The organism is Micromonospora sp. CPCC 206061, assembly GCF_036906915.1.
Taxonomy (GTDB): domain Bacteria; phylum Actinomycetota; class Actinomycetes; order Mycobacteriales; family Micromonosporaceae; genus Phytohabitans.
The window spans coordinates 1-12,365 of sequence record NZ_JBAKHX010000019.1 but is presented as its reverse complement, the minus strand read 5'-3'; the positions used below and the strand labels follow the sequence as shown (position 1 = coordinate 12,365).

At 70.8% G+C, this 12,365-nt stretch carries 14 protein-coding genes; 6 read left to right on the top strand and 8 right to left on the bottom strand.

The window, feature by feature from the left end; all coding sequences use genetic code 11:
* Window positions 1-43: 43 nt before the first annotated feature.
* From V6V89_RS15735 to V6V89_RS15725, 3 genes are all read right to left on the bottom strand, one after another.
* Window positions 44-1,108, bottom strand: coding sequence for a BMP family lipoprotein (locus V6V89_RS15735; RefSeq protein ID WP_334619937.1), 1,065 nt, complete (start codon window positions 1,106-1,108; stop codon window positions 44-46).
* A 269-nt stretch (window positions 1,109-1,377) separates the two neighbouring features.
* Window positions 1,378-1,722 (bottom strand): hypothetical protein, encoded by a 345-nt coding sequence (locus tag V6V89_RS15730; RefSeq protein ID WP_334619853.1) that lies wholly within the window; start codon window positions 1,720-1,722, stop codon window positions 1,378-1,380.
* A gap of 75 nt (window positions 1,723-1,797) precedes the next feature.
* Entirely contained in the window at window positions 1,798-2,799 is a 1,002-nt protein-coding gene (locus V6V89_RS15725) for a hypothetical protein (protein WP_334619852.1), read from the bottom strand.
* 96 nt (window positions 2,800-2,895) lie between these two features.
* Between V6V89_RS15725 and V6V89_RS15720 the strand changes: the two genes are divergently transcribed.
* Together V6V89_RS15720 and V6V89_RS15715 are read left to right on the top strand one after the other, a co-directional pair.
* Window positions 2,896-3,486: a TetR/AcrR family transcriptional regulator gene (locus tag V6V89_RS15720; protein ID WP_334619851.1), complete on the top strand. Its 591-nt coding sequence runs from the start codon at window positions 2,896-2,898 to the stop codon at window positions 3,484-3,486.
* A 34-nt stretch (window positions 3,487-3,520) separates the two neighbouring features.
* Window positions 3,521-4,429: a MerR family transcriptional regulator gene (locus tag V6V89_RS15715; RefSeq protein WP_334619850.1), complete on the top strand. Its 909-nt coding sequence runs from the start codon at window positions 3,521-3,523 to the stop codon at window positions 4,427-4,429.
* Between the two features lie 53 nt (window positions 4,430-4,482).
* Here the strand turns inward: V6V89_RS15715 and V6V89_RS15710 are convergent, their stop codons facing one another.
* Genes V6V89_RS15710 through trpS form a run of 4 tightly spaced genes read right to left on the bottom strand, consistent with a single transcriptional unit; the run spans window position 4,483 to window position 7,363 of the window.
* The gene (locus V6V89_RS15710; RefSeq protein WP_334619849.1) at window positions 4,483-4,899 is read right to left on the bottom strand and encodes a hypothetical protein; all 417 of its coding nucleotides are present in this window, start codon (window positions 4,897-4,899) and stop codon (window positions 4,483-4,485) included.
* A gap of 5 nt (window positions 4,900-4,904) precedes the next feature.
* Window positions 4,905-5,783, bottom strand: a complete 879-nt coding sequence (locus V6V89_RS15705; protein ID WP_334619936.1) for a YhjD/YihY/BrkB family envelope integrity protein — start codon at window positions 5,781-5,783, stop codon at window positions 4,905-4,907.
* A gap of 2 nt (window positions 5,784-5,785) precedes the next feature.
* The gene (locus tag V6V89_RS15700) at window positions 5,786-6,322 is read right to left on the bottom strand and encodes a 2'-5' RNA ligase family protein (RefSeq protein WP_334619848.1); all 537 of its coding nucleotides are present in this window, start codon (window positions 6,320-6,322) and stop codon (window positions 5,786-5,788) included.
* Between the two features lie 3 nt (window positions 6,323-6,325).
* Entirely contained in the window at window positions 6,326-7,363 is a 1,038-nt protein-coding gene (gene trpS / locus V6V89_RS15695) for a tryptophan--tRNA ligase (RefSeq protein ID WP_334619847.1), read from the bottom strand.
* An 82-nt stretch (window positions 7,364-7,445) separates the two neighbouring features.
* On the opposite strand from trpS, the gene V6V89_RS15690 reads away from it, so the two are divergent.
* On the top strand, window positions 7,446-7,946 hold the full coding sequence (locus V6V89_RS15690; protein WP_334619846.1) for an RNA polymerase sigma factor: 501 nt from the start codon (window positions 7,446-7,448) through the stop codon (window positions 7,944-7,946).
* The gene (locus tag V6V89_RS15685; protein ID WP_334619845.1) at window positions 7,939-9,108 is read left to right on the top strand and encodes a WD40/YVTN/BNR-like repeat-containing protein; all 1,170 of its coding nucleotides are present in this window, start codon (window positions 7,939-7,941) and stop codon (window positions 9,106-9,108) included. The genes V6V89_RS15690 and V6V89_RS15685 overlap by 8 nt, the downstream gene beginning before the upstream one ends.
* Here the strand turns inward: V6V89_RS15685 and V6V89_RS15680 are convergent.
* Window positions 9,101-10,051: a hemolysin family protein gene (locus V6V89_RS15680; RefSeq protein WP_442935151.1), complete on the bottom strand. Its 951-nt coding sequence runs from the start codon at window positions 10,049-10,051 to the stop codon at window positions 9,101-9,103. The two genes, V6V89_RS15685 and V6V89_RS15680, sit on opposite strands and share 8 nt — an antisense overlap.
* Window positions 10,052-10,206: 155 nt before the next feature.
* Here V6V89_RS15680 and galE point away from each other — a divergent pair, with 155 nt between their 5' ends.
* Both galE and galK read left to right on the top strand, forming a co-directional pair.
* Window positions 10,207-11,181, top strand: a complete 975-nt coding sequence (galE, locus tag V6V89_RS15675; RefSeq protein ID WP_334619843.1) for a UDP-glucose 4-epimerase GalE — start codon at window positions 10,207-10,209, stop codon at window positions 11,179-11,181.
* Window positions 11,178-12,281, top strand: a complete 1,104-nt coding sequence (galK, locus tag V6V89_RS15670; protein WP_334619842.1) for a galactokinase — start codon at window positions 11,178-11,180, stop codon at window positions 12,279-12,281. Before galE ends, galK begins: the two co-directional genes overlap by 4 nt.
* Window positions 12,282-12,365: the final 84 nt, after the last annotated feature.

The window sequence follows — 12,365 nt, the reverse complement described above, 5'->3', positions numbered from 1 at the left end:
CAAGGCGCCCCTCAGGCTCGAGGGGCGCCTTGGTCACAGAACCTTACTTGGGCTGAGCCGCCGAGGTGACCTTGATCGTGCCGGCGATGATGTCGGCCTTGAGCTTGTCGACCTCAGCCTTCAGGTCGGCCGGGACCTTGCTGTCGAACTCGTGGTACGGCGCGATGGAGACGCCGTTGTTCTCCAGCGTGCCGAGGAAGCCGGCCGAGCTGGAGAGCGTTTCGCCCTTGGCGCCCTTGAGCACGGCGTCCTTCACGGCGTCCGGGATGTTCTTGACGACGGTAGTGAGGAACGTCGAGCAGTACTGCTGTGCGCTCTCGCACCCGTCGACGTCGACCCAGATCACGCTGTACGCGCCGTTCGCGGCCTGTGCCGCGGCGGCGGTGCCGAGACCGGCGCCACCGGCCACCGGCATGATCACGTCGGCGCCCTGGGCGACCAGCGTGTCGCTGACCTTCTTGCCCTCGTCCTGCTTGACGAAGTCGTTGGTGAAGGAGCCCTTCTGGGTGCCCTTGTTCCAGCCAAGCACCTGGACGTTCTTGCCCTTGGCCGTGTTGTAGTGCGCCACGCCGTCGGCGAACCCGTCCATGAAGATCGTCACCGGCGCGATCGGCAGGCCGCCGTACGTGCCGACCTTGCCCGACTTCGAGAACCCGGCGGCCAGGTAGCCGGCCAGGAACGCCGCCTGCGCGGTGTCGAACTGCATCGGGTAGACGTTGGTGGCTTCGAGCTTCGCGTCGACGATGGCGAACTGCTGGCTCGGGTTGGCCGCGGCCACCTTCTGCGTCGCATCGCCCATCAGGCCGCCCACCGCGAGGATGAAGTCGCACTTCTGGTTGACGTACTGCGTCAGGTTGGGCTCGTAGTCCGCCTCCGCGCTGGAGACGGTGTTCTTCGGATCGATGTCCTTGTTTTCCTCCGCAGCGGCCTTGAGGCCGTTCCAAGCGGATGTGTTGAAGGATCGGTCGTCGATGCCGCCGACGTCGGTCACCATGCAGGCGGTGTATTTTTCGGCGGCCGTGCCGCCGGTGTCTTCTTCCGGAGCGTCACCACACGCGGCGGCGCTCAGTGCGAGCCCGCCCACCGCGATTATCGAGACGACCCGCATACCTCGCGCAGAGCGCAAGACGGTCTCCTTCCCCACAGCGCACCGCGACGTTGCGGTGTTTCCACGGTCGGGAGCGTACGCCCCAGACCGCCCGACGGCTGAGAATCGTGCACGGTTGTTTAGCCGCTGTTACCCGGCCGTGACCGGCGGGTACGGACAGCATGTTGCCCGTATTAGAACAGCCGTCCGGCGGTCGATGTATGGATGCCCGATCCAAAGTGAAGATCGCCGCGCGGACGGGGGCTCGTAGCTTTCTCCAAGGGGGCGGGTCACCAGAAGACGGCGACCGCCGCGTTACCAAGGGTCAGCACGAGGATGCCGATGAAGTGACCCCGGTTGACTTCCTCCCGTTTGCGCGAGAAGAAGACCATCGCGAAGATCATCAGCGCGATCACCAGCTTGACGGCCAGCTTGGCCGGGGCCGGTTCGTCGTCGCCGCCGCCGCGCAGCGGTGCCGCGAGGGCGAAGCCGGTGAGCACCTGGATGCCGGAACCCCACAGCATCGCCCAGTTGATCCGCAGCTTCGCCGAGACGTACTGGACGATCGCGCCGCCCAGCAGGAGCGCGAAGCCGATTAGGTGGATATACCGCAGGATCAGCCGAAGAGCTTCCACGCTGGGCGACTATACGGTGAAGGGCTCCCCGGCGATGACCGAGGAGCCCTTCGTTGGTGGGTCAGGCGGTTGCGGTCAGGCGGCGACCAGTTCCCGGTCGACGACGGTGGCGGGCTGATCCGGCCGGGCCTTCCGGCGGATGGCCACGAGTGCCAGACCCACCAGGGCGTACCCCGCCAGGATCAGGGCCGCTGTGCCGCCGCCGGCGCCGTCGAAGTACGCCGTCGAGCGCAGGAGCGTGGCGCCCGCGCCGACCGGCAGCCACTGGCCGACCGCGCCCCACGGCTCCGGCAGCAACTCGGGTGCCGAGCCGACGGCCGACAGCGGGTTGGCGACGAGGAAGACGACCAGGGCGCCGAGCATCACGCCGGGCCGGCCGAGCACCGAGCCGAGCCCGGCGACGGTCGCGGCGGCGGCGAGTGTGAACAGGCCGATCGCGGCGGCGTTCATCAGATAGTCGCCGGGGATGACGCCGAGCCAGTACTGGAGGACCGCTGCTGCCACCAGGCCGGCCAGCGTCGCGTACGCCGCCAGGCCGAGCAGGCGCGGGCCGCGGCGCCGCAGTACCAGGACCAGCAGTGCGCCCATGGCCAGGCTGGTCATGGCGAGCGGCAGGAACCCGGACGAGAACCCGGCACCGCGCGGGTCGCCGGTGTCGGTCGGCACGACATCGGTGACCGGCACGGGCTGGCCGCCACCGAGGTGCTGCGTGGCCTGGGTGAGCAAGCTCGCGACCGTCGGGCTGGCGCCCGACGCGGTGTGCAGGGCCACGCCGTCGGCGCCGACCACGAAGGCGGCGTACGCCTCGCGGTCACGCAGCGCCGCGTCGGCGGTGGCCGCGTCGGGCATGGTGGTGATCTCGAACGCGCCGGGTCGCGCGCTCGTCAACTGGTCGGCGAACGCGCTGGCGGCGGGCTCCGGGCCAGCGACGATCACCGGCAGGTCGTGCGGCTCGGGCTCGGCGACCGGGGTGACGAACAGCGGCACGAGCAGCGCCTGCAACAGAACCACGGCAACGGCGATGACGACGCCCAGGACGAGTGCGGGCGGCTGGCGGTGCGCTTGTGGCTGCGCCATCTCAACTCCTAAACGAACCCTCGTTCTCTTATAGCTACAGGGTGGTCTGTTGATCTTCGGGTGTCAAGAACGAACATTCGTTTTACACTGTGTGCCATGCCACGCGTGTCAGACGAACACCTCGCCGCCCGCCGCCAGCAGATCCTCGACGCCGCCCGCGTCTGCTTCAGCCGGGACGGCTTCCACGCCACGTCGATGCAGGACGTGATCGCCGAGGCGGGCCTGTCCGTGGGGGCGGTCTATCGCTACTTCAAGAGCAAGCAGGAGCTGGTCACCTCGATCGCGGAGGACGTGCTCGAAGGGGCCGACGCGGTCCTCGGCGAGATCGCGGCCCACGAGCCGCCACTGCCGCTCGCCGACGCGGTGGAGCGAGCGCTCGACTTCGCCGACGGCCAGACCGGGCCGGACGGCCTGTTCCGCATCGCGATCCAGGTGTGGGGCGAAGCGCTGCGCGACCCGGAGCTGGCGGTGTTCGTGAAGGACCGGTACAGCCGCTTCCGGCAGCACTACGCAACCATCGCGAGGCGGGCGCAGGAGGCCGGTGATCTACCGCCCGACGCCGACGTCGAGGCCGTTGGGGCCGCCCTCTTCGGTATGGTGCCCGCCTACGCCATCCAGCGCGTCCTTGCGGACGGCCCGGACAAGAAAACGTACGCGGCGGCGGTACGGACGCTTTTAATGCGTTGAACCTCCAGCGGCGGGAGATCTGACCATCGACCACATGCACATCGGAGAGCTGGCCGAGCGAGCCGGCCTGTCGGTCAAGACGGTGCGGTACTACTCCGATCTTGGGCTGGTGCCCGAATCGAGCCGCACCCACTCGGGGCACCGCCGGTACGACGCCGAGAGCGCGGTGCGCCTCGACCTCGTCCGGACGCTCCGCGAGCTGGGCCTCGACCTGGCCACGATCCGGCGGGTGCTCGATCAGGAGGCCGACCTGGGTGGCGTCGCCGCCCGGCACGCCTCGGCGATCGACGCACAGATCCGGGTGCTGCGCGTGCGGCGAGCCGTGCTGCGCGCGCTGGCCAGAAGCAACCCGTCACCACAGGAGGTGGACCGCGTGAACCGCATCGCCAGGGCGACCGCCGAAGAGCGCCGCCGCATCATTTCCGAGTTCCTCGACAGCATCTTCGACGGCGTACCGGTGAATCCGGAGCTGGAGGCAAGGCTGCGCTCGGCGACGCCCGAACTGCCCGACGAGCCGACCGACGAGCAGATCGAGGCGTGGCTGGAGCTGTCCGAACTGGTCAGCGACCCAGAGTTCCGCTCGCTGCTGCGTGGCATGAGTGCCGCGCAGCAAGGCGGCGAGGCGGCCGAGCCGGCCGTCGGGGCTCAGACAGGTCAGCTGATCAGCGAGCAGGCCGGCGCCGCGGTCGCGGCCGGCATCGACCCGGCCTCCGCGGAGGCCACGCCGGTCCTCGACCGGCTGGTCAGTGCCATGGCGGAGGCGTCCGGCCGCGCCGACGACTCGACGTACCGGCGTGCCGTCCTCGACCAGCTCGAGATCGGCACAGACCCGCGCCCGGAGCGGTACTGGCAGCTCATGGCCGTGATCAACGGCTGGCCGGCTTTTCCACCCCAGACGCCTAATTACGTCTGGCTCCGCGACGCCCTCCGCGCCCGCGCCTAACCGGTGATCAAGGCGTCCTTGCAAGTTGCCGGCGACTTTCAAGGACGCCTTGATCATGAGGGGGCGTACGTCGCTAGGCGGGCGGCGATGCGTTCCAGGCCGGCGCGGATCTCCTCGGGCCCGGGGGGATCGTGTGGCTCGTCCATCACCCGCGGTTCGTCCGGCTCGCCCTGGTCGGAGTCGAACTCCTCCTCCGGCTCGCCCTCCTCGACCGCCAGCCGCGCCGCCGTGATCTCCCCGCGGATCTCGTCGACCGAGATGTGCGGCAACAGCGGCTCGACCACCGCCATCAGGTCTTCGTCGGCCACGACAGCTTCGGCGAGAGCGAGCGCGTGCGGCCGCTCGTATGGCCCGCACACCACGGGCTCCCAGCCGTCGTCGTCGTCATCCAGCGGGCCGAACGTGATGATCCATGGCAGGTCGAGCACAGGCGAGTCGTCCGCCAGTTCGAGTGTGACCAGTGCACCCATCTACGTCATGATGGGGGGTCTTCCTCCGGCTGACTGCCGTTTTGGGCAGAAAGGTCGATCACTTTGCCGTGACTACTCGTCGCGGCCAGCGTCGCACCGAAGAGCAGGAGCTGGTTGAGCAGGTACAGGTACAGCAGCAGGCCAACCGCGCCGGTCACCACGGTGTACGCCGGATTCCGGTCGGTGCGCACCACCCACTCCCGCCCGAGCGTGTTGAGCAGCGTGATGCCGACCGCCACGACCAGCACCGCGGGGAGCAGCCGGCGCGGCGGCATACGCAGTCGAGGAATCGCCACCAGCAGCGCGGCAGCAAGCACCAGGTTGACCAGCCCGGTCAGCACCCAGCTCACCGCGGTGAGCGCCGCCGACGGTAGGAACGAGCGCAGCAGCGACTCGACGCCGTCCGCCGCCGCCACGGACAGGGCGAGCAGCGCGAACACGACGACCATTACGGCGAGGTCGACCACCCGGCGGGTGATGATGTTGCCCGGCTGCTGCGGCATCCCGTGGATTAACCGCTGCGACGAGCGGATGGCCTCGACCCAGGCGATGCCGGTGAGCACGAGCACCGCGAGGCCCACGATGCCGACGGTGCCGCTGCTGTCCTGGATCGTGGCCCGGTCGAGGAACGGCAGGTTCTGCTGGAGGAAGTCCTCGACCGCGTCCTGCAGGGCAACACTGCGGTCGAGCACGAAGCCGAACGCCCAGTACGCCACCAGCGACACCGCGAACACCGCGAAGAAGCCGTAGTACGCGATCGCAGCCGCCAAGCGGGCGCCCAGCACCTCGCCGTACCGGTCCATCGCCCGCCAGAAGTGGTCGAACGCCGGGGATCGCCGGCGGGCCGCGGCTAGCGTGCCTGTGATGCGCCCGACGACGTTCACCCTCAACCGCCGAGGGGGAAGTCCCGCCGAGGCTGCCAACGCGCCTCGCCGGTATGCGAGAAGAGCGTGAAGGCGTCCACCTCGAAGCGGGCCTCGAAGCCCGCCAGGTCGTCGTACACCTTGTCGAGCGCGTCGGACGGCACGTCCTGCGCGACGGTGACGTGCGGGTGGTACGGGAAGCGGGTCTCCCGGCGCAGCTCGCCCGCGCCGCCGATGGCGGCGTTGAGCTGCTCGCACTCGCTGATGCCGGCGGCCACCACGACGAAGACCACCTCGGTGAGCGGCCGGAACGTGCCGGTGCCCCGCAGGTGCAGGGTGAAAGGCGGCTGCCCGGCCGCGACCGCGGCGAGGTGCTTCTCGATCGCGCCGAGGCTGTCGGGCTCGATCTCGGTGGGCCCGAGCAGCGTCAGGTGCGCGGGCACGTACGCGGCCTGCGGGTCGCCCGCCTCCGCGCGCCGCCTGGTCAGCAGGCCGCCCCAGGGCTCGGGGATGTCGATGGCCACCCCGATGCGGGTGAGCCGGTCGTCGGTGCCGGCCACGTGCTAGGCGCTCCGTGCCGGGGGCAGGAAGCCCACCCGGTCGTACACGGTCTGCAGCGTGACCGCGGAGACCGTGCGCGCCTTCTCAGCGCCCACAGCGAGCAGCTTGTCCAGCTGCGACGGGTCGTCGAGGAAGCCGCGGGTGCGCTCCTGGATCGGCCGGACGAACTCCAGCACCACCTCGGCCAGGTCCTTCTTGAGGTCGCCGTAGCCCTTGCCGGCGTACGCGTCGACGAGCTCGCCGACGCTCCGCCCGCTGAGCGCCGAGTAGATGGTCAGCAGGTTGGAGATGCCCGGCTTTTCCGCCGGGTCGAAGAGGATCTCGCGGCCGGTGTCGGTGACGGCCGAGCGGATCTTCTTGGCCGAGCGGGCCGGGTCGTCGAGCAGCTCGATGATGCCGGCCGGCGTGGACGCCGACTTGGACATCTTCGCGGTCGGCTCCTGCAGGTCGGTGATCTTGGCGGTGTCACGCACGATGTACGCCTCGGGCACCGTGAACGTCTTGCCGAACTGGCGGTTGAACCGCTGCGCCAGGTCACGGGTCAGCTCCAGGTGCTGGCGCTGGTCTTCGCCCACCGGCACGGCGTCGGCCTGGTACAGCAAGATGTCGGCGGCCTGCAGGATCGGATACGTGAACAGGCCGACGCTGGCGCGGTCGACGCCCTGCTTGGCCGACTTGTCCTTGAACTGGGTCATCCGGCTCGCCTCGCCGAAGCCGGTGATGCAGCCCATCACCCAGCCGAGCTGGGCGTGCTCGGGCACCTGCGACTGCACGAAGAGCGTGCACCGCTCGGGATCGAGCCCGGCTGCCAGGAGCTGGGCCGCCGCGACCCGGGTGCGCTGGCGCAACAGCGCCGGGTCATGCCCCATCGTGATGGCGTGCAGGTCGACGACGCAGTAGAAGGCGTCGTGGGTCTGGAGCATCGCCACCCAGTTGCGCACCGCCCCCAGGTAGTTGCCCAGGTGAAACGAGTCAGCGGTGGGCTGGATGCCGGAAAGTACCCGGGGACGGGAAGCGGGGGCGTTGGCTGACACCGACATGTCGGCCATTCTGACAGCATCGCCGGGAACCGGTAACGCCGCCCGTGACTCGTACGGTGAAACCGGGAGAGGTGGGCGGAGCGTGGACGTCGAAGAGGCGATGGGTGAGCTGTACCACGCCTGCTACCGGCGGCTGGTCGCGCAGGCGTACGCCTTCACGACCGACCTGTCCGAGGCGCAGGACGTGGTACAGGAGGCGTTCGCCCGCGCGCTGGCGCGGCCGGGCGCCCTCGCCGACATCGACAACCCCGAGGCGTGGCTTCGCACCGTCGCGATCAACCTGATCCGCCGGCGCTGGCGGCGCCGGAAGCTGCTCGACACGATCCTGCTGCGCGACCGCCCGATCACGCGGGTGGTCGAGGCGGCACCCGGCCCCGAGCGCACCGACCTGCGCACCGCGCTCGCGGCCATCGGCGCCGCCTACCGCGAGGTGATCGTGCTGCACTACTTCGCCGACCTGCCTGTCGAGGAGGTGGCCGAGGTGCTGGCCATACCGGTCGGCACCGTCAAGTCGCGCCTCGCGCGCGGTCGAGCGGCCCTGGCCACCCGGCTGGGCGACTACACGGAGCTGACCAATGCCTGACCTTTCCACTCGGCTGGCTCGCGAGCGCGCCGACGTACTCGACGCGATCGACCAGCCGCCACTGGCGCGGATCGGCGCCCGCGCCCGGCGCCGCCGGCGGCAACGGCACGCGGCCCGTGCCGGGGCTACCGCATTCACGCTGGCGGTCGCCGGCCTCGTCGCGCTGCGGCCGTGGTCGGCCGAGCCGAAGCCGCCACCGCCGGTGGGCAACGAAAACCAGGCGGTCGCCCCCGTGTACACCGACGACGGCATCACGATCAACGGTCTCAGCGGCACCGCAGCAGCCGTCCCCGGGACGATCACCGAGGTCGAGTTCGCCGACCCCGACACCGGATACCTGGTCGCCCAGTGCGTAACCGGCGACCCCTGCTCCCCCACTCTGGCCCGCACCAGCGACGGCGGCCACTCCTGGGTCACGACGGCGCTCCCGCCGATCGAGAGCGACCCGGACCTGCTCCTCTTCCCCGACGGGCGGCTGGCCCTCGGCGGCCACATCTCCGCCGACGAGGGCCGCACCTGGCAGGCGGCGCCCGGCCACGCTGGGCAGCCGGCCGCCGCCGGGCGCGGGCAGATCCTGCGCCTGCGGGACGCCGTCGAGGTCTGGGATTCCGGGTACGGGTACAGCGGCACCCTGGCCACGCAGCCTGGCCTGACGGCGCACTGGCTCGCGAGTACGCCAACCGCCAGCGGTGCCTGGTGGGCCGCGGGCCAGGTGGACGGGCAGGCCGCCGTGGCGGTCACCCGCGACGGCGGCCAGACCTGGAAGGTCACGCGGCTCGCCGTCACCGGTCAGATCGCGCAGGTCGCCACGCTGGGCACGCACGTGTACGCGGCCGTGCTCGACGCCAACGGCGTGATCCAGGCGATCTTCCACTCCGTCGACTCGGGTGCCACGTTCCGGCAGACCTCCACGGGCGGCGGGTCGGTCGCCGGCGACCTCGTGCCGCTGCTCGACGGCCGGCTGCTGGCGGTCGGCACCGATCGCCGGTGGCACGTCAGCGCCGACAACGGCCGCGCCTTCACCCGGGCCGAGGGCACCCTGCCCGCCGTCGGCGCTCTGGCCCGCACACCGGCCGGGTACGTGGCCTACGACCTGTTCAACGCGGGCTGGGCCGCGTTCTCCGCGGACGGCTCGACCTGGCGCAAGCTCCAGATCAACTGACCCGGGCGCGCTCGGTGGCAGCGCTGCGGGTGGCTGGGATCACCGTCGGCGCTAGCGGAAGCGGGGCGATGCCGACGCGCGCCACGCGCCGGCCGTCGAGCTCCAGCACGCGTAGCCGCCAGCCTCCGGGCGCGTTTTCCGGTGCCGGCACCGGAACCTCGTCGCCGACCGCGGGGAGCCGGCCGAGGCGCGCCATCAGGTACCCGCCAACGGTCTCGTAGGGGCCGGGCGGCAGCTCGAACCCGGCCCGCTCGGCGAAGTCCGCCAGGTTGAGCCGTCCGTCCACTTCGGCCGGTCCGCCGGCGGCCACCGGCTCGGGCGCCGCGTCGTACTCGTCATGGATCTCGCCGACGAGTTCCTCGATCAGGTCTTCGAGCGTGACGATGCCGGCGGTGCCGCCGTACTCGTCCACCACGACCGCGAGGTGGTGCCGTTCGCGGCGCATCTCGGAGAGCGCGGCCAGCACCCGCTTGCTGCCAGGCAGCCGCTTGACCTCACGGGTCAGCTCCCCGATCGTCACGCACCCGTCGCCTTCGGGCCGCATGAGCAGGTCGCGCAGGTGCACGAAGCCCACCACGTCGTCGTGGGTGCCGTCCACCACCGGGTACCGGGTGTGCGTCTCCGCACGTACCATCTCGGCGGCGTCGGCAAGGGTGAGGTTCGCGTGCATGAAGACCACGTCGGTGCGGGGCATCATCACCTCCCGGACCAGGCTGGCGCTGGCGGCGAGCACCTCGTCGATGATCCGGCGTTCCACCGGGTCGAGCACCGTGTTGGCGGCGATGAGGTCGCGCAGGTCGGCCTCGCTGATGCGTTCCCGGCCGGCGGCGTGGCCGACGCCGAGCAGCGCGGTGATCGCGTCGGCCGCGCGGACGACGAGTCGCGCGAGAGCACGCGGCACCGGACCGGGTCTTCGTCGAGGACGCCTCGACGCCTTTCCCATGGAGGCCATGCTAAGGCCTACCCCTCATGTTTGAATCTGTTGACTATTGGTAGAACCTGGTGGAATGCTGGACGCGAATGTAACAGCCGGCGCCTAGGCACCGCACGTACCCTGGCCGGGCAGGACCCACCTGAGAACAGGAAGGCACCACCACCGTGAAACTGCTCGTCACCGGCGGCGCCGGCTACATCGGCAGCGTCGTCACGAGGCTGCTGCTCGACGCCGGTCACGAGGTGGTGATCCTCGACGACCTGCGCACCGGCCATGCCGAGGCGCTGGCGCCCGACGCCACGTTCGCACAGGTCTCACTGCACGACGCGGCCACTGTACTGACACCCGACGCCGGCTTCGACGGCGTGCTCCACTTCGCCGGGCTCATCTCGGCCGGCGACTCGATGACCCAGCCCGAGACGTACTGGGACATCAACATGGTCGGGTCGCTCCGGCTCCTCGACGCCGCGCGCGCCGCGGGCGTACGCCGGTTCGTGTTCTCCTCCACCGCCGCCGTCTACGGCAACCCCGTGGAGATCCCCATCCGCGAGTCGTCGCGCAAGTCGCCCACGAATACGTACGGGGCAACAAAGCTCGCGTTCGACCTCGCCCTCACCTCCGAGGCATGGGGGCACGGCCTGGCCGCCGTGTCGCTGCGCTACTTCAACGTGGCCGGCGCCTACCTGCGCCCCGGCGTCGCCATCGGCGAGCGCCACGACCCCGAGACGCACCTGATCCCGATCGCGCTCCAGGTAGCCGCCGGCAAGCGCGACAAGCTCATGCTCTTCGGCGACGACTACCCGACGCCCGACGGCACCTGCGTCCGCGACTACATCCACGTCGAAGACCTGGCCCAGGCGCACCTGCTGGCTCTCGACGCGGCCAAGCCGGGCGAGCACCGCATCTACAACCTGGGCAACGGCAGCGGGTTCACCAACCGGCAGGTGGTCGAGGTGGTCCAGGAGGTCACCGGCCAGCCCGTGCCGGTCGAGGTGGCCCACCGCCGCGAAGGCGACCCGGCCACGCTGGTCGCATCGTCCGAGCTGGCCCACGCCGAACTCGGCTGGACGCCCGCCAAGCCCACCCTGCACGACATGGTGTCGGACGCGTGGACCTTCTACCAGGAGCACACACAGTGAAGCAGTTCGTGGCGGCATTCGGGGCCGAGCCCGAAGGCGTCTGGGCGGCACCCGGACGGGTCAACCTGATCGGCGAGCACACCGACTACAACGACGGGTTCGTGCTGCCGTTCGCCCTGCCGCACCGCACGGTCGTCGGAGCGTCCCGGTTGGACAGTCCACGCTGGACTGTCTGGTCGGAGCAGGCCGACGAGCGGATCAGCTTCGACCTGTCGACGCGGGTCACCGGCTGGGGCGCGTACGTCGCCGGTGTGGTCTGGGTGCTCCGCGAGGCCGGTTTCGACGTCCCGGGCGCCCAACTGGCGATCACGTCCGACGTGCCGCTGGGCGCCGGACTGTCCTCCTCCGCTGCCCTGGAGTCGGCGGTCCTCACCGCGCTGGTCGACCTCGGCGGGCTCGACCTGCCGGTCGACGAGCGGCCGGCGCTGGCGCAGAAGGCCGAAAACGAGTACGCCGGCATGCCCTGCGGGATCATGGACCAGTCGGCGTCGATCCGCTGCCGCGCCGGGCACGCGCTCTTCCTCGACTGCCGCTCGCTCGACGTCGAGCACATCCCGTTCGACGTCGCCACCGACGGGCTCGCCGTCCTCGTCATCGACACCCGCGCCCCGCACCGGCACGTCACCGGCGAGTACGGCAAGCGGCGCGCCACCTGCGAGGAAGCGGCCCGGCTGCTGGGTGTGCCGGCGCTGCGCGACGCGACGCCCTCCTCAGTGTCGAGCCTGTCCGACGACGTCATCCGGCGCCGGGCCCGGCACGTGGTGACCGAAGACCAGCGCGTCCTCGACACGGTCGAGCTGCTGCGCTCCGGCCGCATCCGCGAGATCGGCCCGCTGATGACCTCCTCGCACGCCTCGATGCGCGACGACTTCGAGATCACCGTGCCCGAGGTCGACACGGCCGTCGAGGCCGCGCTCGCCGCCGGCGCGTACGGCGCCCGGATGACCGGGGGCGGGTTCGGCGGATGCGTGTTGGCACTGGTCGACGCCGACGCCGCCCCGGTGGTGGCGGACGCGGTGGCAGCGGCGTACCGGGCCAAGGGCTTCACCCCGCCCGAGTCCTTCTCCGCCATCCCCAGCGCCGGCGCCACCCGCCTCTAGCCACCGCCCGCCCGCACCACCCGCACCGCCGGCACCGCCGGCACCGCCCGCACCGCCCGCGCGGGCCGGCGCACGCGGGCCGGC